The sequence below is a fragment of the Labrys sp. HAY1-8F genome, from assembly GCF_056754975.1.
In genome coordinates this window covers 4,724,728-4,745,343 of record NZ_JBPGWZ010000002.1, presented here as the reverse complement: position 1 = coordinate 4,745,343, position 20,616 = coordinate 4,724,728, and the positions used below count along the sequence as shown (strand labels likewise).

The following is a 20,616-nucleotide window of genomic DNA, read 5'->3' as shown; positions in this document are numbered from 1 at the left end:
GTCGACGAAACCTCCCCATTGCCGGTGGCTGCCTGCAAGGCGTTTAGGATGGGTCGCGCGACCCCTCATCCGCCCGTTAGGGGCACCCAGTCCACTCCAAGTGGAGTGGACGATACCCACAAGGGGAGAAGGTAATTGCCCCTCACGCACTGATGGCCGGGCGCCGGCCGTTCCAGGGCATGGCCTGTTCGAGCTGTGCGGAAACCGCCAGCACGCTCGCCTCGTCGCCGTAACGCCCGACCAGTTGCACGCCGATCGGAATGTCGTCCGGCGTCGAGCCCAGCGGCAGCGAGATCGCGGGCAGGCCGGAAAGATTGAACGGGAAGGCAAAGACCGCATCCGTCCATTTGGCGTTGTACTGGTCGAGATCGGTCATCGACATGTCGTAATAGCCCATCGGGCGCGGCAGCTGCGTCAGGGTCGGCGTGATGAAGATGTCGTAGGGCCCAAGATCCTCGGCGATGGCGCGGCTGAGTTCGCGCAATTTCCAGACATCGCGGGCATGCTCGACGCCGCTGATCGAGCGGCCGCGCTCGATCACCGCCCAGGTCACCGGCTCGACGTCGTCCCGGGTGACGGGACGCCCGATCACGCCGGCCAGTCCGTCGAACATCGCGGCCGTCTCGACCGGAGACATATGGGTATAGGTCTTCCAGGCATCATTGCCATCGAGGGCCATGTCATGTTCCTCGACGAGATGGCCGAGGCCCTCCAGGGTCTTCACCGTGGCCAGCACCGCAGCCTTCACCTGGGGGTCGATCGGCGTGCCGTTGGCCGGCGTGACGGTGTAGCCGATGCGCAGCCGCGCAGGCGTACGCTTCGACAATTCAAGCCAGCTCTCCGCCGGCCTGGGCGGCGTGTAGGGATCACCCGGCAAGGCTCCGGCAACGGCGTCGAGATAAGCGGCTGTATCGCGCACGCTGCGCGAATGGCAGAGGAAATAGGCGCCGCCGTACCAGAAGTCCCCCGCCGGAGCGAGGGTGACGCGTCCGCGCGAGGGTTTCAGGCCGACGATGCCGCAGCAGGAGGCGGGAACACGGATGGAGCCCGCACCATCGCTCGCCTCGCCGATCGGCACCATGCGCGAGGCCACGGCCGCCGCCGTGCCGCCGCTCGACCCGCCGGCGGTGATGCCCTCCTTCCAGGGATTGATGGTGGCGCCGTAAAGCTTGGGCTCGGTCGAGATCGACCAGCCATTCTCGGGCGCATTCGACTTGCCGAGCAGCACAAGGCCGGCAGCCCGGATGCGCTGCACCGACACCGAATCGCTCTCGGCCACCAGATCTTTCAGATAACGCGATGAATTGGTAAGCGGTGCCCCCTTCCAGGAACTGGCGAGTTCCTTGGCGAGAAAGGGAACCCCGGCGAACGCGGCCTGGCGATCGACATCGGCTGCGGCGGCGCGGCCCATGTCGTAGAGGCGGTGGATGACTGCATTGAGCTTCGGATTGAGCTGTTCGATCACGGTGATGGCGGTCTCCACCACCTCGAGGGGCGTCACCTCGCCTTTCTGCACCAGCCCGGCCAAAGCGAGCGCATCGGATTCGACGTAGGTTTCCAGCAATGTCGTCATGACGAGTGTCCCTTGGTGATGAAATGAAAAGCTACGACGCGCGCAAAACGCGCACGTCGGATCGCTGGCGGAGCGACGAACGCCGTCAGCCGATTTCGATCGCCCGCTGTTCCCGGATGCTCTGCTCGGCCGCCAGCACGATGCGCAGGCTGTTCACTGCGGCCGCCATGGATTCAGTGAGATCGAGATCCTCGCGAATGGCCTTGAGGAAATAGGCCTGCTCGCGGTCGCACAATTCCTGATGGCCCGGCTCGTCCTCCATGCTGAAGATCTCGTCCGGCTTGGCAAAGTTCTTGTCGGCGTCGACCTTGGCGTAGTGGATCTTGATGGCATCGGTCTTGGTATGGCGATCGATGTCGGCGGAATCGGAGAGTTCTTCGCCCTGCTTGGCGCTCTCGGTCTGGCCGGCAACGATGGATACGGCCCCTTCAGGCCCGATGACGTCCTTCACGAAATAGGCGATCTCGCTCATCATCGGCCCCCAGCCCGCCTCGTACCAGCCGACGGAACCATCGTCGAAGGTGACGTGCAGATGGCCGTAATTCTGCTGGGCCGCCTCCTGCCAGAGCTTGGCGCCGATGCCGTGCACGCGCAGCGGTTTGGCGCCGGTGAGCTGGCACATCACATCGACATAATGCACGCCGCAATCGACGATCGGGATCAGCGAATCGATCAGGTTCTTGTGCCAATGCCAGGCCGGGCCGCTGCTCTGCTGGTTGAGATTGAGGCGCATCACCAACGGCTTGCCCAGGGTCCGGCCCATCTCGATGAACTTCACCCAGGAGGGGTGCACGCGCAGGATATAGCCCAGCACCAGCTTGCAATTTTTGGCACGGGCAGCGGCGACCACCTTCTCCGCGTCCTCGATCGTGGTAGCGATCGGCTTTTCCATGAAGACGTGGCAGCCTGCCTCGATCGCCTTCAGCGCATATTCGGCATGGGTGTTCGGCCAGCTGTTGATCGAGACGGCATCAGGCCTGGTTTCCCTGAGTGCGGTATCGAAGTCCTCGAACAGCGGGTAGCCGGCGAGTTCGGCCGGTACGGGCTTCGACTTGATCGAGCGGCTCATGATGCCGACGATCTCGAAACCATCATTGCGATGATAGGCGCTGGCATGGGAGGCCCCCATATTGCCGAGCCCCACCACGAGAATCCTAACCTTGTCGGACATGCGCCCTCCCCCAATACCAATCACATAGTCCGACGCGGACCGGGATCCGCGCCGGATTTCAAAGGTTTGCAAAGCGCCCCTCAGAGGGCTGATGCGGTTCACTTGAGCGTCTTGGAGCTTGCGCGACCTTTGTCATTGCCGGGCTTGACCCGGCAATCCAGCCCCAGACCGTTTGCGCGTGTGGCTCCTGGATAGCCGGGTCAAGCCCGGCTATGACAAATCGCAGCATTACCTCCTTAAGTGGACCCGCATTCCCCCTACAGGGCCCCGTTAAACAGATTCGCCTTGATCTTCTCGACATCGACCTTGGCAAAACCGTCCGACAGTTTGACGGCATCGGCATCGGCCTTGACCTTGGCCTTGTCGAAATCATTGGCCGGCTTGATGAGGTCGTTGGTGAGCACGTCCTCCGCCTTAACCGGCGCGGAGATCTGGCCGATCTTATGGATCTGGTCGAAGAAGGCCTGCCAGCTTGTCATGTCGTGCCAGCCCCAGCCGCCGCGTTTGTCCATGTCGCCACGGAAGACGTTGACCTGCTGCAGGATCGAGGTGGTGCCGAGCTCCGGGCCGAGATTGCTGGCGAGCGTCGGGAACTGCTCGAACACCGCCTCAACGGCCGCCCGCGGATTCTGGTAGCCAAACTCCAGGCCCATGGCCCAGCCGCGCAGATACTTCTCCAGGAAGGCCTTGCGATCGGGATCCTCGAGATCGGCGCTGCGCACCACGAAGGTATTGGCCGGGAATTTCGAATGCTGGACCCCGAGCCAGTAGTCGAAGCTGAGGCCCTTGGCGATCCATTCCGCCCTGAGCCCTTCCCAGGACAGGGCGGCGTCGCCCTGCCCGCCGGCCAGCGCCGTGCCCCAGGTCGGCCAGCCGGCCTCGACATATTTCACCTTCTTGACATCGACGCCCTGGGCGGCGAGCAGCGGATCGGTGATCGCCTGCCAAGCGGCTGAGCCGAGCAGGATGGTCTTGCCTTCCAGCGTCTTGAGATCCTTGGTGCCCTCGCCCTTGCGGAAAGCGAAACTGAAGGTGTCGCGCGCACCCATATGGAACACGGATTTGAGCTTCATGCCGTTCTGGATGGCGAAGGAGAACACGCCCGGGGACGGGAAACCCATATCGGCCTGGCCGACATCGACGAATTTCACCGTCGCCGTGCCGTCGGAAGGGCCGGGCTGCATGTCGGTGGCGAGATCGCCAAAGTAACCCGCCTTCTTCGCCGCCCAATAGGGATAGTCGTCGAGTACTTCCAGCGTGCCGCGCGGCGAGATCCAGGTGAATTTCTCATAGGCCGCGGCCCGCGCCGGTGTCAGCAGGCCGGAGGCGCCCAGGGCCGTCGCCGTCACCAGGCCGCCCGCCCCCACCTGCAGGAAATAGCGCCGGCTGATGCCCGGCCCTGCACTCTTTGGCCTCGTTGATACGGTCTCGTTCTTCGTCACAGCTTTCCTCCGGTTGGGCCCTGCCTGTTTCCGGCAGTTCGAATGGTGAGTGGTCTTTTCGTTCTATCGCTTTGCTATCGTTGGCTTTCCCGCTCAGGCTTCCCAGCTTGCCCACTTCTTGCCGATCAGGAAGAACAGCACATAGATCAGGATGCCGAGGATGGAGAGCACCAGCACCACCGCGAAGAATTGCGGCATCTGGATCATGGAGGAATATGTCGTCAGCCGGTTGCCGAGCCCGAAGCCGCCGCCGACCATTTCGGCTCCGACAGCCGTCAGCAGGCCGAAAATGGCACCGATCATCAGGCCGACCAGGATCATCGGCAAAGCCATCGGTGCCCGGATCTTCCAGAAGATCTGCAGCGTCGAGGCGCCATAGGACCGAGCGAGCGCGATCTTGGCATTGTCCACCCGCCGGAAGCCGGTTGCGGCGTTGATCATCACCATCGGGCCGGCGGCCAGCGCCACCGCGATGATCCTCGGCGTATAGCCGAAGCCGAAGCGCAGGATGAGCAGCGGCACCAAAGCCAGCATCGGCGTGGTGACCAGCAGGAGGATGTAGGGCGCGATGATCTTCTCGGCGAAGGGGAACTGGGTGATCACCGCAGCCAGGATCAGGCCGATGCAGGCACCGATGGCAAAGCCACCGCCCAGTTCCACCAGCGTGTAGCCGAGATGCGGCAGGATCAGCGGGAATTCGGTGAACAGCGCCGTGACGATCGCGCTCGGCGGCGGCATGATGTAGAGCGGCACCTTGAACAGCCTGAGCGCGAGCTCGGCGCCGCCGATCAGGATCACGGCGACCGCGACGATCACGGCGATCTCGAAGCCGGACTTGATGCCGGGCCCCGAGGAAAAGGCCGACAGATTGGTGAGGCTGACATCCCGGCCGTCGCCGGAGCTGGCTTTGGAAAATTGGGGAACGGCGTCACTCACGGCAATGTCCTCAGCTTGCGGCCATGGCGCTGCGCAGCGGCACCTGCGTCTGGCTGGCGCGGCCGCCCACGATGTCCAGCTTGATGGCGTTCTGAAGGTCGAAGACTTCCTTGGTGGCCATGATTTCCAGGGAGCGCGGACGCGCAAACGGTACCTGATATTCCCTCGCCACCCGGCCGGGCCTGGCGCTCATCACGATCACCCGGTCCGACAGGAAGATGGCCTCCTCGATGCTGTGGGTGATGAAGACGATGGTGGTCGGCCTATCGAGCCAGATCTCTTCCACCAACCCGTTCATCTCCTCGCGGGTGAAGCTGTCGAGAGCACCGAAAGGCTCGTCCATCAGCAAAACCGAGGGCTTGAGCGATAAAGCGCGTACGATGGACGCCCGCTGCTGCATGCCGCCGGAGAGCTCGCGCGGGAACTTGCCGCCGAAGCCGGCAAGGCCGACGCGCTGCAGGAGATGCTCGATCCAGGCCCGGTCGGGCCGAGTGCCCTTGATCTCGAAGGGAAAGGCGATGTTGGCATCAAGGTTGCGCCAGGGCAGCAGGTTCGCTTCCTGGAAGACGAGGCCGATATCGGGATGCGGGCCGGTGAGGGCCTTGCCGTCCAGCCTGATTTCGCCGCTCGACAGGCGGTGAAGCCCCGACATCGACCACAGCAAAGTGGTCTTGCCGCAGCCCGAGGGCCCGACGATGGAGATGATCTGATTGGCCTGAATGTCGATGTTGCAGCGGTCCAGCGCAACGAGATCGCCCGAAGCCGTGTGATAGACCTTGCTTGCCTCCCGCACGGCAAGCTTCGGGTGTGATGCCAGCCCCGTTTTCATTCCATCCCTCGGAGAATGCGCCGTGGCCCTCAAGGGCCATCTCATCGCAGGCGGCACTGTGTAACTATCCTACTTTAGTGTCAAGCATATGGTAGGACCATTGCAAGACCAGTGAGCCGATATGCCTTCTATCTATCGGAATTATCTTGTGTTATTGCAACATGAAGGTTGTGTTACTTTCCTACATGGGCCGCTTGCCTGCCGTCGCCGGCGGGCTTTGAAGCTTAGGGAGAAACGCCTCATGAGCCAGGGCAGGATGCGGACCTCCCCGCGCAGCAAGGCAAGCGAGCCGGGCGGCGGCGTTGCCGAGCGCGTGACCCATATCCCCGATATCATTTCCCTGGTGAAGGACGGCTATCGCGACCTGCGTCCGGCGGAGCGGCGCGTGGCCGACGTGGTGCTTGACGATGTCGAGGCCGCCATTGCCGCCTCCAATGGTGAATTGGCCAGGCGCGCCGGGGTCAGCGAGCCCACCGTTACCCGATTCTGCCGCGCCATCGGTTGCGAGGGCGTCAGGGATTTCAAGCTGCGCCTAGCCCAGAGCCTGGTGGTCGGCGCGCTTTATCTCGGCAAGCCGGGCACCGATGCCGGCCACCAGGCCCCTGAGCTGCCCTACTGGAGTGCCGTGTTCGGCGAGGCCCATCGCGCCATCCAGGAGACCGAGCGCCAGCTCGATCCGGCCGAACTGCAGAAGGCGGCAGATCTCATCGCCGGCGCTCGCCAGATCGCCGTCTTCGGCCTCGGCGGCAGCGCCTCCGCCTTGGCCCAGGAGACCCAATATCGTCTGTTCCGCTATGGCGTCGCGGTATCAGCCCATTGCGACCCCTATGGCATGCGCATGACGGCCTCGACCCTGAAGCCGAGGGACGTGGCGATCGCGATCTCTGCAACCGGACGCACACGCGAGGTCATCGAAGCGGTCGAGATCGCCCGCCAGTACCGGGCCGCTGCCATCTGCGTCACCGCACCCGACACCGATCTCGCCCGCGCCTGCGACGTAAGGCTGACCGTGGCCGTGCCCGAATTCCCCGACACCCTCAAGCCCACGGCCCTGCGCTTTGCCTTCCTGACCCTGATCGACCTGATGGCCACCGCCACCGGCTATAAGCTCGGCGGTTCGGCCCGCGAGACGCTGCGCCGCATCAAATACAATGTGCAGATCCGCCGCGCCGGCAAGGAGATGGAGCCTCTGGGGGATTAGCGGTTGTTTGCGGAATGCACTCCGTCACCCCCCGGCGTATCACCACGGAGCTTGCTTGTGAGCAGAAGCGATCAGGAAAAGATTCGGGAGCCGAAGGCGGTTCACAGGCGCGCGCGCCCCTTGCCGCGGCGCGACCCATCAGAGGTGTTTTAGCCATTGGATGCCCGGCGAGCCGTCCTGCCAATCGCATCGACAACCATCTGATACAATGCGGGCGGCAGATCATGCCCCATGCCGTCGACCAGCATGAAATCCGCGTTCGGGATCGACGTGGCAGTGTCCCTGCCACAAGCGGGGAGGATGAGCGGATCATCAACCCCATGCACTACGAGGCTAGGCACGGTGATCGTTGCCAAGCGCGAACGACGATCGCCGGTCACGGCCATCGCGGCGATCTGTCGCCCGGTACCGCCGGGATCATAGACGCGCCGGACCTCTTCCAGAACGAGAGCGCGATGGGCTTTTTCATCAAACGGATAGCCCGTGCCGGCGATGCGGCGTCTGAAGGCGAGGCTGTGCGACAGAAATCCCGCTTGATCCGTGACGGGATCGGGTGCCGGGCGCATCATCATCGCCATGACGTCCGGGGCTGCCTGCGGAAGGCTCGGATTGCCGTTGCTCGACATGATCGAGGTGAGCGACAGCACTCGCCCGGGCTGCTCACTCGCCATGATCTGCGCAATCATCCCGCCCATCGACCGGCCGACGACATGCGCCCGGTCGATGGAGAGGGCATCGAGCAGGCCCGTTGCGTCCGCCGCCATGTCGTAAAGAGTATAGGGAACGTCCGGCCGCCGCCCCGCCGCGAGCATAGCCGCCAGCGCGCCAAAATCCGGCGGGACGCATTGACTGAAATGCGTCGAGTAGCCGGCGTCCCGGTTGTCGAAACGGATCACACGATAGCCCCGTGTCGCCAGCTCCTCGCAAAACGGAACCGTCCAGTGGATCATCTGCGTCCCGAGGCCGGCGATCAAAAGCATCGCTTCGCCGGCCTCGTCGCCGAAGCTGTCATAGGCCAGGTCGATGGCGTTGGCTTTCACACTGTTCATAGGCCGTATTCCGTCCGGATCTTCCTAGCTGCAACCAATGACCATCGAAGGCCGCGCTAGGTTTGGAGAGGGAGGGGTCGAGCGCGCAATCGGCACGACGAACTCCCACATCCATTTATTACCCGGATAAAACATCCGCGTCAATATTACCCGTGTAATATTGAACGACTGTCTGCGCGAAGATATCCTGACGTCTCCAGCGGCGTCCTGCCGCTACACGAGCGGCTGCATCTCGCCGATCATGGTCGGCACCAGTTCCGAGACGGTCGGATGGATGTGCACGGCGCGCTGGATGGTGGCATAGGGCGCCTTGGCATACATTGCATCGAGCAGGCCATGGACGACCTCGTCGCCGCCGACACCAAGGATGGCCGCGCCGAGGATGGCATGGCTTTCGGCATCGACGATCACCTTCATGAAGCCCTGCGTCTCGCCCTTCTCGACCGCCCGGCCGACCCGTGTCATCGGCCGCTTGCCGATCAGGGCCTTGCGCCCGGAGCGGCGCACCTCCTCCTCCGTCATGCCGATGCGTCCGAGCGGCGGATCGATATAGAGGGCATAGGCGGTGATCCGATCGCTCACCCGGCGCGGATCGGCATCGAACAGATTGGCGGCGGCGATCTCGTAGTCGTTGTAGGAGGTATGGGTGAAGGCGCCTTTGCCGTTGCAATCGCCGAGAGCCCAGATCCCCTCGACATTGGTGCGAAGCTCATCGTCGACGGTGACATAACCGTGCGCATCGGTGTGTACGCCCGCCTTGTCCAAGCCGAGATCGTCGGTATTGGGCACCCGGCCGACGGCAACCAGCACATGCGAGCCTGATATCCGCGCGGGACTTTGCCCCTCCCCCGCCACGGTGACGGCAACGCCGCCACCCTCACGGGCAAAGGACAAATTCGTCGCCTCCAGGCGAATATCGATGCCTTCCTTGGTCAGGATGTCGCGGATGGCGTCGGAAATATCGGGGTCTTCCCGCGAGGTCAGCCTTGGCCCGCGCTCGATCACCGTGACCTGCGAGGCGAAACGGCGATACATCTGCGCAAATTCCAGCGCGATATAGCTGCCGCCGATCACGATGAGATGCTCCGGCAGCGTATCGAGCTCCACGATCGAGGTGTTGGTGAGATAGTCGATGCCATCAAGCCCCGGCATGTCGGGCACCAAAGCGCGCCCACCGACATTGAGGAAGATCTTCGGCGCGCTCAGCCGCTCGCCATCGACCTCGATCTCATGGGAGCCGGTGAAGCGGGCATGGCCCCGGATCAGGCTGCAGCCCGGCATGCCGCCGAGCCAGCCCTCCAGCCCGATGCGCGCATTCATGGTAACCGCCTGCTTGCGAGTCCAGACCTTCTTCATGTCGACGCCGACATGACCATCCAGCACCACGCCATAATCGTCGGCACGGCGCGCGAGATGGGCGGCATAGGCGCTAGCCACCAGGGTCTTGGTCGGCATGCAGCCGGTGTTGACGCAGGTGCCGCCGACATGCTTGCGCTCGATGATGGCAACCCGCTGCCCCGCCGCACTGAACCGGCCAGCCAGGGACGGCCCGGCCTGGCCCGCGCCGATGATGATGGCGTCGAACTGTGTGCTCATAGCAATGCCCTGACGACCAGGAGCGCCCCGAGGACCGCAACCACGTCCTCGATCAAGGCGGCCGGCAGGTCCCGCCCGAAGGCGAGCGCCAGGCGGCGGCGGAACTCATGGCCGCCCAGCGTGCCGACGACAGCACCGGCTAGGCCGGCGACGAGGCCGGTCAGCCAGGATCCGGAGGCGAGGCCGATCGCCGCTCCGCTGAAGGCACCGCTGATGAGGCGGGCGCCGAACTGCATCGGCACCTTGCGGCTGGGCGTCGAGGGCAGCTGGTCGCCGACGAATTCCAACAGGGCCAGCACGGTGAAGACATAGGGCGTGACGGGATGGCCAAGAAAGGCCAGCGACGTGCCATCCAACGGCAGCCACCCCAGATAGGCGGCCCAACTCACGGCTGCAGGAGCGGTGAAGGTGCGCAGTCCCGCGACCACGCCGATCAGAAAAGCGCCAAACAACGACATGCAGCCCCCTTATGCCGATGAGCCCTCATGCTGGTGGTAGGATGGTATAAAGGCAATAGGGTTTTGGAGCGCCGACGTCGCGGCACCACACTGCACTGGCAGCCGACGCCGTTTGCTCAAGCATCTTCGAGCTGGCGCTACCTTTGTCACAGCCGCTACAGCTCCTCGAGCGCGTCACCGTAGGTTTCTATGTCGCGCAGGCGCCTGCGCCCGGCAGCGCCGGCCTTCTCGATGGCGCGGGTGGTGAGCAGATGGCACAGCGCCATCACCGACGTGTGGTTGAACAAAGGGCCGGGCGCCAAGGTCTGGCAGTAGAAATGCCACTGCGCAGAGGAACGCAGAGGCGCGCCCTCGTCGGTGATATAGAGCAGCTTGGCGCCCCGCTTTTCGATGGCCGCCAGGATGTCGTCCAGCCTGGCGATGCGGCGGCGCAAGGCGAAAACCACCACCATGTCGTCCGTGGCGATGCTCGCCAGATATTCGCCGAGCGTCTGGCCCGGGCCGGGAATGGCGACGATGTTGTCGATGACCTGCAGCATCTGCCATTGCAGATAGGCGGCAAAGGGCTGGCTGGAGCGAAAGCCCACGACCCAGGTCCTGCGTGCGCCCAGCATGGCCTCCACCACCGCATCGATCTGGGCTTCGCGGATCGACAGAAAGGTCTGTTCCAGATTGGCGATGGCCTGGCCGACATGGCTGGAAAGCGACTGGCCGGCGGCAGCGTCAGCCGCATTGGAAAGAAACAGCCGTGACCCGGTCTGCCTCTCCTGGCGCACGTGGCGGCGCGATTCCTCATAGGTCTCGTAGCCCAGGCGACGCACGAACCGCGTCACGGTGGCATTGGAGACATGAGCCAAGGCCGCCAGCTCCGATGCCGAATAGCTCGCCAGTTCGCCGGGAAAATCACACACGAATTCCCCGAGCCGGCGTTCGGCCGGCGGAAGCTCGTCGAGGACGTCCCGCACGCGGGTCAGGAATGATCTTTCGGAAGACTGCATGGCCGAGGCTGCTGAAATCTATTTTTCAGGACACTCCGAGCACTAGGAGATTTTGACCGTTTGTACAATCATATCACCTCAAATCCTCACAAATTGTGCTTTGAGCAAGAGACCAAAAATACCAATTGCAAAAATATTTTCTTTGAGTTTAATTGTGAAAAATAATTTCAAAAACATCATCCAGAGGATTTAATCGCCATGGCAGGGGAACAGATGATCCCATCCGGCGCATCGTCGCCGGTTCAAAAGCAGATGGAACAGGCACTGGGGACGATCGGCGTCACCACGGCGCACAAGCAAATTCTCGCGCTCATTCTGATCGGATGTCTGTTCGACGCCTTCGAGCAGAACACCATCGGGCTGGTCGCGCCGATGCTGAAGACGCAATGGAGCCTCACCGGCGCCGACATCGGTTTCCTGAACACCATCACCTTTGCAAGTGCGGCCGCGGGCCGCCTCCTCTCCGGCATCCTCGGTGATCGTTATGGCCGCCGCGTCATGCTGACCATCAATCTGCTGCTGTTCACGCTTGGGTCCGCGCTCTGTGCGCTTGCACCGAGTTTCGCGGTGCTTTGCATGGCGCGCGCCATCGTCGGCTTTGGCGTCGGCGGTGAAATCTCCACGGCCGTCACCATGCTCGCCGAGTTCTGCTCGCCGAAATTCCGCGGCACGGCGGCAGGCCTGGTCAATGTCGGCGCCGGCGGCTTCGGGAATTTCCTCACTCCGGCATTCGGACTTGTGATCTTCACCCTGTTCGCAGGCGAAGATGCCTGGCGCTGGCTCTTCGGGATGCTGGCGATCCCGGCCTTCCTCGTCGTGTTCTTCCGCCGCTACGTTCCGGAAACACCGCGCTTTCTCGCCTCTCAGGGCAAGATCGACGAAGCCAACAAGGTGCTTTCCATTCTTGCCTCCGGTTCGCTGCGGCCGAAGGAATTGCGGATCAAGGAATATCTGTCGAAACCCGAAGACGGCAGCGACCAGCCTGCGAAAAGCAGCTGGAGAGAGCTGTTCCGGGCGCCCTATCTCGGACGCACCATTCCGGTGGCGATCGCGATCCTGATGAGCTACGGGGCGCAGCTTTCCGTGCTCACCCTCATGCCGATGATCTTCATGTCGATGGGCCACACGCTCTCCGGCAGCCTGCTCTTCAGCATGATCATTCAGAGCGGCAGCGTGCTGGGGGCGATCACCGCCTCGATGTTCGGCTATTATTTCCCGCGCAAGAGGGTCCTGAGCATCGGTTCGGTCTGCGCCTGCGTGGCGGCGCTGGCCATCGTCTATCTGGGGACCAGTCTCTATCTGGTGCTGTTCTTCGGCGCACTCTTCCAGTTCTTCGTGCTGCTGCTCAACACCTCGATCTGGATCTATGCGCCCGAACTCTATCCGACCCGCATTCGCGGCTTCGGCGTGGCGTTGATCCTGGCAAGCGGCTCGGCCGCAGGCTCGATCGTGCCGACCGTGGCTGGCTACCTGTTCGACCATCTGGGCATGCTCGGCGTTTTCGGTCTCGCCGCCTCGATGTATGCGGTCTTCGCCTTCTGCATTCAGCTCGGGCCCGAAACCTATGGCCGCTCCATGGAAGACCTGACCCAGCCGGCCGAACCCGAAACCCCGACCGTCGATTTTACCAAAACCGCCAGAGAACAGGCCTGACAATGCAAGCATCGTCCCCCCATGTCCTATTGATCAATCCCAACAGTTCGGAAGCGACCACGGGGATGATGCTGGCCATTGCCCGTCGCAAGGCCGATGGGCGGCTTCGACTGGAAGCCGCCACGGCAACCCGCAGCCCCTCGATGATCGTCAACGAAACTCAGCTTGCCGCTTCGGCAAGCCAGGTCATCGAGATCGGCCGCGCGCAGGACACGGGCTGCATCGGCATCATCGTCAGTGCCTATGGCGATCCGGGTGTCGTCCATCTGCAGGAAAGCCTGCAAGTGCCGGTCATGGGCATTTGCGAGGCATCCATGATCGACGCCTCGCAGGGCGGGCGGAAATTCGGCGTCGCCACCGTCACGCCGGATCTCGCCGAAGCAATCGCCGCGCGTGCGGCAAGCCTGGGGCTTCAGCACCTCTATACCGGCATACGCTGCACGCCGGGTGACCCGGTCAAGCTGGCCGATAATGCAGAACGCCTGCGCAGCGAGTTGGCAACCGCGGTGAGGCTGTGCATCGAAGACGGAGCCAAAGCGGTCATCATCGGCGGTGGGCCGCTGGGCGAAGCGGCGGAATATCTGCGCACCCAGTTCGACATCCCCATCATCGCGCCCATCGGATCGGCGGTGGATCTGATGATCGCCGCGATCGAGAATGGCGGCAGGCCTCGGAACTGACCGGCAACAAGACGGCGTGCCGATCTTCTCGGGCTACAGCCGCTAGTTCCCCCGCGCCAGCGCCACGATCTTGCGCATCACCGTCGGCAGGGCTTCGCCATCGAGGTCATCAAGACGAACCCAGCGGCAATCGGCCGGCGCCTTGGTACTCAGCAGGGCATCGGCGGCATAGACGCTGACGGCAAGCTCGAAATGGGTGAAACCATGGCTCACTTCGCCCGTCAGCCTGCGCCATTTTGCCTTGAGCGGCGCGTGGTTGACCGCCGTGGCCGAATCGAAGTCTTCGCTCCACACGCTGGAGGGAATTTCCGTCATGCCGCCGAGCAGTCCCTTGTCGGGGCGCTTGCGCACCAGCACCCAGCCATCCGGCCTGACGATCCAGAAGGCCGCTCCCTTGCGCAGGGGGCGCTTGGGCTTGGGGGCCTTGCGCGGGAAGCTTTCCTGCGTCCCTTCCCGGCGTGCCCGGCAGAAGGGCAAATAGGGGCAGAGGCCGCAAGCCGGGCGTTTCGGGGTGCAGATCGTCGCCCCCAGATCCATCATGGCCTGCGCAAAATCGCCGGGCCTGTCGGCCGGCGTCATGCCGTCGACGATTTCAGCAATCCGAGGCTTGGCCTGCGGCAGCGGCGTCTCCAGCGCTTCGAGCCGGGTGACCACCCGCTCGACATTGCCGTCGACCACGGCCGCACGTCGGTCGAAGGCGATAGCGGCAACGGCCGCCGCCGTATAGGCCCCGATTCCCGGCAATTGCCTGAGGCCCTCGACCGTGTCGGGAAAGTGCCCGCCCAGCTTCCCGCTAACGAAACGGGCGCAGGCATGGAGATTGCGGGCGCGCGAATAATAGCCGAGCCCGGCCCAGGCCTTGAGGATATCCTCCTCGTCGCTTCCAGCCATGGCGTCGACCGTGGGCCAGCGTGCCAGAAAAGCCTGGAAATAAGGGCCGACGGTCTTCACCGTGGTCTGCTGCAGCATGATCTCGGAAAGCCAGACGCGATAAGGATCGGCCTTCTCGCCGGGAAGCGCACGCCAGGGCAGCCGCCTTCGATGCCTGTCATACCAGACGAGCAGGGCTTCTGCGTGCAGGGCTTGGGCATGCGAGCCTTCTGCGGACTTGACCTCGGGAGCGACACCATTAAGCATGGCTCCTCATTCCACAGATCGACCATGATCAACAAGCCCAAGTCTCAACCCAAAGCGCCTCAACCCAGAGCGTCTCCACAGCAGGCCCCTTTCAAGCGAAGGTCGGCCCGCCCCTTCGCGGATCTCGTCGGACCGGCCCTGGCCGACGCCCTCAAGGCGCGTGGCTTCGCCACGGCCGACATCATCGGCCATTGGCCGGATATTGTCGGCGCCCGGCTCTCGGCCCATTCGCTGCCCGTGAAGATCCAATGGCCGCCCCGCCCCAAAGGCGAAGCGTCCGATACCGCTCCTGCCGCCGCGACCCTGATCCTGCGGGTCGAGAGCGCCTTCGCGCTCGAGGTCGAGATGTCGGCCAGCCAGATAATCGAACGCATCAACGCCGTTTTCGGCTGGCGCTGTATCGGCAAGCTGCGCCTCAAGCAGGGGCCGGTGGACCATCCGGCGCCGCGGGAGAGGCCAAAAATTCCCGATTTGCCTCCCGAAGCCTCCCGTCAATTGGCTGACGATCTCAGCGGCATCGAGAATCCCGGCTTGCGCGAGGCCCTGGAACGGCTGGGGCGGCAGGTTCGCGGCACGCCTCGCCGTGCCAAACCGGTCACAGCTACGTGAAGGTGGCCGGTCTGCCTGTTGCCATAATTGCAAGGCTCAAGTACCGCACAGATAGAGTGCGCGAACGCGCAATGATTGAAGGACATGAGTCGCCGATGAGCCCGATGCTTTCCCGCCGTACCCTGATCGCAGCCCTTGCGGCGAGTCCGGCGCTTGCGGCCCTGCCCGCCCTCGCGGCCGACGACAAGGTCAGCCTCCTCGAGTTGGCTGTTCCAGGCCCCATCCCCGATATCGCGCTCGGCAAGCCGGATGCACCGGTGAAGGTCTATGAATATGCCTCGATGACCTGCCCCCATTGCGCCCGCTTCGCCAAGGACGTGTTCCCGGGGATCAAGGAAAAATATATCGACACCGGCAAGGTGCTGTGGACGATGCGCGAGTTCCCGCTCGACCCGCGCGCCACCGCTGCCTTCATGCTGGCGCGCTGCGTGGCCAAGGATGCGCCGCCGGAGAAATATTACACCATGCTCGACGTCCTGTTCTCGCAGCAGGAGAGCTGGGCGTTCGTCAATGACGCCAAGCAGGTGCTTCCCGCCCTGTTCGGCATTGCCAAGCAGTCCGGTTTTACACAGGAACAGTTCCAGGCCTGCTTGAAAGACCAGACGCTCTATGCTGGCGTAAATGCCGTGAAGGAGCGTGGTTCTTCGGCTTTCGGTATCGATGGCACGCCGACCTTCTTCATCAACGGTATCAGGAAAGGCGGCGAGATCACGGTCGACGAGTTCTCCAAGATCGTCGATCCGTTCCTCAAATCCTGAAAGCAGTCCCGGCCCCGCCGGACTGCGGGGTGATGGATGAAACTAACCAAGCTCAGGCTTCTCGGCTTCAAGTCGTTCGTCGAACCGACGGATTTCCTGATCGAACCCGGTCTGACCGGCGTGGTCGGGCCGAACGGGTGCGGCAAGTCGAACCTTGTCGAAGCCCTGCGCTGGGTGATGGGCGAGAGCAGCCACAAGAATCTGCGTGCCGCCGAGATGGACGACGTCATCTTCGGCGGCTCCGGCAACCGGCCGCCGCGCAACATGGCCGAGGTGATGCTGACGGTCGAGAACAAGGACCGCACCGCCCCGGCTGCCTTCAACGACGCCGACATTCTGGAAATCTCCCGCCGGATCGAGCGTGATCGCGGCTCCAATTACCGCATCAACGGCCGGGAGGTGCGCGCCCGCGACGTACAGCTCATCTTCGCCGACGCTTCCACCGGTGCACGCTCGCCCGCCATGGTGCGCCAGGGCCAGATCGCCGAGCTCATTGCCGCCAAGCCGCAGTCGCGCCGCCGTATCCTCGAAGAAGCCGCCGGCATCTCCGGCCTGCATACGCGCCGCCACGAAGCGGAATTGCGGCTGAAGGCGGCCGAAAGCAATCTGGAGCGGCTCGAGGACGTGCTGACCCAGATCGAGACCCAGCTCGACAGCCTGAAGCGCCAGTCCCGCCAGGCCTTCCGCTATCGCGGCCTTTCCAACGAGATCCGGCAGGCCGAGGCCCTCATCTTCCACATTGCCTTCGAGGAAGCGGGGCGGCTGGTGATCGAGGCCGAGAAGCGACTGGATCTCGATACCCGCACCGTAGCCGAGCGCACGCGGGCACAGGCCGAGACAGCCCGTCTTGCCGCCATCGCCGCCCATGAGATGCCGCCCTTGCGCGACGCCGAGCATGCCGCCGGCACCGCTTTGCATCGCCTGGTGCTGGCGCGCGAACAACTGGAGCAGGAAGAGCGGCGCGCCGGCGAGCGGCGCATCGAGCTCGACCACCGTATCAAGCAGGCCGGCGCCGACATCACCCGCGAAAAATCGCTGATATCGGATGCCGGCACCATGCTGCAGCGCCTGAGGGCCGAGGCATCCGTCTTGAAGGCCGAGCAGGACGGCAGTGGGGAACGTGCCGCCGAGGCCGCTGGCCTGCTGCGGGACGCCGAGGCCGCCCTGGCCGAGCAGGAGAAGGCGATGGGCGAGGCCCAGAGCGCCCTGGCCGAACTGCAGGCATCGCGCACCCAGGCCGAACGCAGCGAGCACGAGGCCGCGGAACGGGTCCTCCGCCTCGAACGCCAGCTCGCCGAGATCCGGCGCGAGAGCGAAACCCTGCGCGCCGGATCCAATGCCACGGCCGTCGCCGAAGCGTTGCAGCTTGAACTTGCCGCGCTGCAGGAGCGCCGTAGCCAGGCCGAACAGGCCGCCCTGGAAGCCGAGGCTGTTCATGCCGAGGCGCGCGAGGCCGAAGCCGCCACGCGAACGCCTCTCCAGGACGCCGAGCGTACGGCCAACCGCCTGGAAACCGAGGCGCGAACCCTGGCCAAGCTGGTGCTGACGCCGGCCGGCGCCAAATATCCCCCGATTGCCGATGCCCTCCAGGTCGCCAAGGGCTATGAGGTGGCGCTCGGCGCCGCCCTCGGCGAGGATATCGACGCGCCTGTCGATCTCGACGCGCCGGCGCACTGGTCGGGCGCCGCGGTCGCTGACGGCGACCCGGCTCTGCCCGCCGGAGCCGAGGCTCTGGCGAGCTTCGTCCAGGCTCCCGAAAACCTGGCGCGCCGCCTGGCCCAGATCGGCATCGTGGACAAGGCCGACGGCCACCGCCTCAAGGCCCTGCTCGCCCCCGGGCAGCGGCTGGTGAGCCGCGAAGGCGATCTTTGGCGCTGGGACGGCTTCGTGGCCGCCGCCGAGGCCCCCTCTCCCGCCGCCCGGCGCCTGGCCGAACGCAACCGTCTGGCCGAACTGGAAGAGCGCGCGCTCGAGGCGCGGGATGCCGTCGCTCCCCGTCGCCGCGAGGCCGAGATGGCGCAGACCGCCTCGCGCCAGGCCGCTGAGCGCGAGCGCACCACGCGCGACGCCTGGCGCAGCCTCAGCCGCGAGGCCGACCAGCTGCGCGAGCGTGCCGTCGCGGCCGAGCGCCAAGCAGCCCAACTCGCCAGCCGCCTCTCCGCCCTGGACGAAGCCGGCAACCGCCTCGGCAGCGATCTTGCCGAGGCGCGCGAGGCCTGCGAGCGGACAAGACAGACTTTGGCGGCACTGCCCGATGGCAGCGCCCTCAACGCCCAGCTGCAGGAATTGCGCCATGGTGTCGCGGAAGGCCGCGCCGAGGTGGCCGAGACGCGCGCCCAGGCCCAGACGCTGGCACGCGAGGACGAGTTGCGCTCGCGGCGTCTGGCCGCCATCGAGCAGGAAAGCCAGTCCTGGACAGACCGCCAGGAGAATGGCGCGGCCCAGATCGAGACGCTGACCAGCCGCCTGACCGAACTGGAAATCGAACGGGCCGAGTTCGACGATGCCCCGGTCGTCTTCGCGGCACGACGGCGGGGCCTGATCGCGGAAACCGAGACGGCGGAAGAAGTGCGCAAGATTGCCGCCGACCGCCTGGCCGAAGCCGAGACCCGTCTGGCCCAGACCGATCGCCAGGGCCGCGAGGCGCTGGTCGCCTTGAGCCAGGCGCGCGAGGAGCAGGTGCGCGCGGAAGAAAAGCTCGACGCCCTGCGTGCGCGTCGCGCCCAGATCGTGGCCGAGATCGCGGAAGCCCTGAACGTCGCGCCGACGGGCCTCCTGAAGCTCGCCAATCTTGCGCCGGACGCCCCGATCCCCGATCGGCGCGTGGTCGAGCGCACGCTGGAGGACGCCAAGCGCGAGCGCGAGCGCCTTGGCGCCGTCAACCTCAGGGCCGAGGACGAGCAGAAGGACGTGCAGACCCAGCTCGATGGCCTCGTCAGCGAACGGGACGATCTGGTCGAGGCCATCAAGCGCCTGCGCCAGGCGATTTCCGGCCTCAATCGCGAAGGGCGCGAGAGGCTGCTCGCCGCCTTCGACGTGGTCAACGGCCACTTCCAGCGCCTGTTCCAGACCCTGTTCGGCGGCGGCACGGCCGAGTTGCAGCTCACCGAGTCGGACGATCCCCTCGAAGCTGGCCTGGAAATGCTGGCCCGTCCGCCCGGCAAGAAGCCGCAGACCCTGTCCCTGCTCTCGGGCGGCGAGCAGGCCCTCACGGCGATGGCGCTGATCTTTGCGGTGTTTCTCACCAATCCGGCACCGATCTGCGTGCTCGACGAAGTCGATGCGCCGCTTGATGACGCCAATGTGGAGCGCTTCTGCGATCTTCTCGACGCGATGATTCGCGAAACCGAGACGCGTTTCGTCACCATCACCCACAACCCGATCACCATGTCGCGCCAGAATCGCCTGTTCGGCGTCACCATGGCCGAACGCGGCGTCAGCCAACTCGTCTCGGTCAATCTGAGCGAAGCCGAGAAGTTCCTGGAAGCGGTGTAGGCGTTCGGGATAGCAGGACTGCCGAGCGCCAAGGGCGCCTCGGTCGAGGCGGGACCGGGTGGGTCGATCTCCTGATCGACCATCTTAGAACAGCTGTACCTGAAAAAGGCGAAGAGGGTCGATCTGGAGATCGACCCTCCAGGCTCCGAATTGCTCTTGCCGAATCCATAAGCAAGTGCTTATGTGTTTTTCATGATGCAGACGAACCTCTTCCGGGCCCTCGCCGACCCCACCCGCCGCGCCGTGTTCGAACGGCTGGCGGGCGGCGAGATGAGCGTTTCACAGATCAAGGCCGGCTTCGAGATTTCCCAGCCGGCGATCTCGCAGCATCTGGCCGTGCTGCGCGAGGCGGGCCTGGTGGCCGAGCGGCGCGAGGGTCGCATGGTGCATTACCGTGCCGCCCCCCAGGCGCTCGCCCCGCTGGCCGACTGGGTCGACCGCTACGCGAGCTTCTGGCCTGGACGCATCGACCGGCTCAAGGCCGTGCTGAAGGAGATGGACCAATGACGATCCTGAGCGACGCGACGATCAAAGGCGCGGAGGACAAGACAGCGCCGGACGATCTTCACTTCGAAAGCCTGCTGGAAGCACCGCCCGCCAAGGTCTGGCGTGCCCTCACCATTCCCGATTACGTCGCCGCCTGGCTGACGCCGGCCGAGGACGGGACGGGTGCTCCCCGTTCACCGCGACGGGAGTCGAAAGAGCCCGAACTGGTCGATTGCCGCCTCCTTGCCGCCGAGGCCCCGCAAATACTGCGCTATGCCTGGAGCGAAAAGATGCAGGACCGCGTCCTCGACAGCGTCGTCACCTTCGAGCTCGCCCCCCATGGCGAAGGCTCCACGCTGCTGCGCATCACCCAGAGCAACTTCGTCCTGCGGCCCGTCGCCGCCAATCTCAACCAGCCGACCATGCTGCCAAAGGATTTTCCAGAAAAGTTGGCAGACTTTTCGATTAAGAAAATACGTCGAAACAAAGAGTTAGAGAAAAGTTGCGATCTAATCGGATCGCAACTGGCTCTCGCCGCCTGAGGA

At 64.4% G+C, this 20,616-nt stretch carries 18 protein-coding genes; 8 read left to right on the top strand and 10 right to left on the bottom strand.

Annotated elements, in window-relative coordinates:
* Positions 1-142 precede the first annotated feature (142 nt).
* From ACR9ZN_RS30940 to ACR9ZN_RS30920, 5 genes are all read right to left on the bottom strand, one after another.
* Positions 143-1,573, bottom strand: coding sequence for an amidase (locus ACR9ZN_RS30940; RefSeq protein ID WP_454813168.1), 1,431 nt, complete (start codon positions 1,571-1,573; stop codon positions 143-145).
* An 85-nt stretch (positions 1,574-1,658) separates the two neighbouring features.
* Positions 1,659-2,744, bottom strand: coding sequence for a Gfo/Idh/MocA family protein (locus ACR9ZN_RS30935; RefSeq protein ID WP_481274029.1), 1,086 nt, complete (start codon positions 2,742-2,744; stop codon positions 1,659-1,661).
* Positions 2,745-3,001: 257 nt separating this feature from the next.
* The gene (locus ACR9ZN_RS30930; RefSeq protein ID WP_481274028.1) at positions 3,002-4,186 is read right to left on the bottom strand and encodes an ABC transporter substrate-binding protein; all 1,185 of its coding nucleotides are present in this window, start codon (positions 4,184-4,186) and stop codon (positions 3,002-3,004) included.
* Between the two features lie 93 nt (positions 4,187-4,279).
* Positions 4,280-5,122, bottom strand: a complete 843-nt coding sequence (locus ACR9ZN_RS30925) for an ABC transporter permease (protein WP_481274027.1) — start codon at positions 5,120-5,122, stop codon at positions 4,280-4,282.
* A gap of 10 nt (positions 5,123-5,132) precedes the next feature.
* Positions 5,133-5,951, bottom strand: coding sequence for an ABC transporter ATP-binding protein (locus ACR9ZN_RS30920; RefSeq protein ID WP_481274026.1), 819 nt, complete (start codon positions 5,949-5,951; stop codon positions 5,133-5,135).
* A gap of 241 nt (positions 5,952-6,192) precedes the next feature.
* On the opposite strand from ACR9ZN_RS30920, the gene ACR9ZN_RS30915 reads away from it, so the two are divergent.
* Positions 6,193-7,152 carry a MurR/RpiR family transcriptional regulator gene (locus ACR9ZN_RS30915; protein ID WP_454813164.1) on the top strand — a complete coding sequence of 320 codons (960 nt, stop codon included), beginning with the start codon at positions 6,193-6,195 and terminating at the stop codon, positions 7,150-7,152.
* Positions 7,153-7,301: 149 nt separating this feature from the next.
* Here the strand turns inward: ACR9ZN_RS30915 and ACR9ZN_RS30910 are convergent, their stop codons facing one another.
* From ACR9ZN_RS30910 to ACR9ZN_RS30895, 4 genes are all read right to left on the bottom strand, one after another.
* Complete coding sequence (locus ACR9ZN_RS30910) at positions 7,302-8,201, bottom strand: alpha/beta fold hydrolase (RefSeq protein WP_454813163.1); 900 nt, start codon at positions 8,199-8,201, stop codon at positions 7,302-7,304.
* 213 nt (positions 8,202-8,414) lie between these two features.
* Positions 8,415-9,797 carry an FAD-containing oxidoreductase gene (locus tag ACR9ZN_RS30905; RefSeq protein ID WP_481274025.1) on the bottom strand — a complete coding sequence of 461 codons (1,383 nt, stop codon included), beginning with the start codon at positions 9,795-9,797 and terminating at the stop codon, positions 8,415-8,417.
* On the bottom strand, positions 9,794-10,255 hold the full coding sequence (locus ACR9ZN_RS30900; RefSeq protein WP_434955425.1) for a DUF4126 family protein: 462 nt from the start codon (positions 10,253-10,255) through the stop codon (positions 9,794-9,796). The genes ACR9ZN_RS30905 and ACR9ZN_RS30900 overlap by 4 nt, the downstream gene beginning before the upstream one ends.
* Before the next feature lie 155 nt (positions 10,256-10,410).
* Complete coding sequence (locus tag ACR9ZN_RS30895; protein ID WP_454813160.1) at positions 10,411-11,253, bottom strand: MurR/RpiR family transcriptional regulator; 843 nt, start codon at positions 11,251-11,253, stop codon at positions 10,411-10,413.
* 198 nt (positions 11,254-11,451) lie between these two features.
* On the opposite strand from ACR9ZN_RS30895, the gene ACR9ZN_RS30890 reads away from it, so the two are divergent.
* A complete protein-coding gene (locus ACR9ZN_RS30890) occupies positions 11,452-12,906 on the top strand; it encodes an MFS transporter (RefSeq protein WP_481274024.1) in 1,455 nt (484 codons plus the stop codon).
* 2 nt (positions 12,907-12,908) lie between these two features.
* Complete coding sequence (locus tag ACR9ZN_RS30885) at positions 12,909-13,586, top strand: aspartate/glutamate racemase family protein (RefSeq protein ID WP_481274023.1); 678 nt, start codon at positions 12,909-12,911, stop codon at positions 13,584-13,586.
* Positions 13,587-13,628: 42 nt separating this feature from the next.
* Here the strand turns inward: ACR9ZN_RS30885 and mutY are convergent, their stop codons facing one another.
* Positions 13,629-14,723, bottom strand: coding sequence for an A/G-specific adenine glycosylase (gene mutY, locus ACR9ZN_RS30880; RefSeq protein ID WP_441772795.1), 1,095 nt, complete (start codon positions 14,721-14,723; stop codon positions 13,629-13,631).
* Positions 14,724-14,747: 24 nt separating this feature from the next.
* Between mutY and ACR9ZN_RS30875 the strand changes: the two genes are divergently transcribed.
* The 5 genes from ACR9ZN_RS30875 to ACR9ZN_RS30855 all read left to right on the top strand — a co-directional run bounded on the left by ACR9ZN_RS30875 (position 14,748) and on the right by ACR9ZN_RS30855 (position 20,613).
* A complete protein-coding gene (locus tag ACR9ZN_RS30875; protein ID WP_434955420.1) occupies positions 14,748-15,332 on the top strand; it encodes a DUF721 domain-containing protein in 585 nt (194 codons plus the stop codon).
* Between the two features lie 95 nt (positions 15,333-15,427).
* On the top strand, positions 15,428-16,090 hold the full coding sequence (locus ACR9ZN_RS30870) for a DsbA family protein (protein ID WP_454813158.1): 663 nt from the start codon (positions 15,428-15,430) through the stop codon (positions 16,088-16,090).
* A 36-nt stretch (positions 16,091-16,126) separates the two neighbouring features.
* Complete coding sequence (smc, locus tag ACR9ZN_RS30865) at positions 16,127-19,585, top strand: chromosome segregation protein SMC (protein WP_481274022.1); 3,459 nt, start codon at positions 16,127-16,129, stop codon at positions 19,583-19,585.
* A gap of 192 nt (positions 19,586-19,777) precedes the next feature.
* Positions 19,778-20,092, top strand: coding sequence for an ArsR/SmtB family transcription factor (locus tag ACR9ZN_RS30860; RefSeq protein ID WP_434955417.1), 315 nt, complete (start codon positions 19,778-19,780; stop codon positions 20,090-20,092).
* The gene (locus tag ACR9ZN_RS30855; RefSeq protein WP_481274021.1) at positions 20,089-20,613 is read left to right on the top strand and encodes an SRPBCC family protein; all 525 of its coding nucleotides are present in this window, start codon (positions 20,089-20,091) and stop codon (positions 20,611-20,613) included. The genes ACR9ZN_RS30860 and ACR9ZN_RS30855 overlap by 4 nt, the downstream gene beginning before the upstream one ends.
* Positions 20,614-20,616 lie beyond the last annotated feature (3 nt).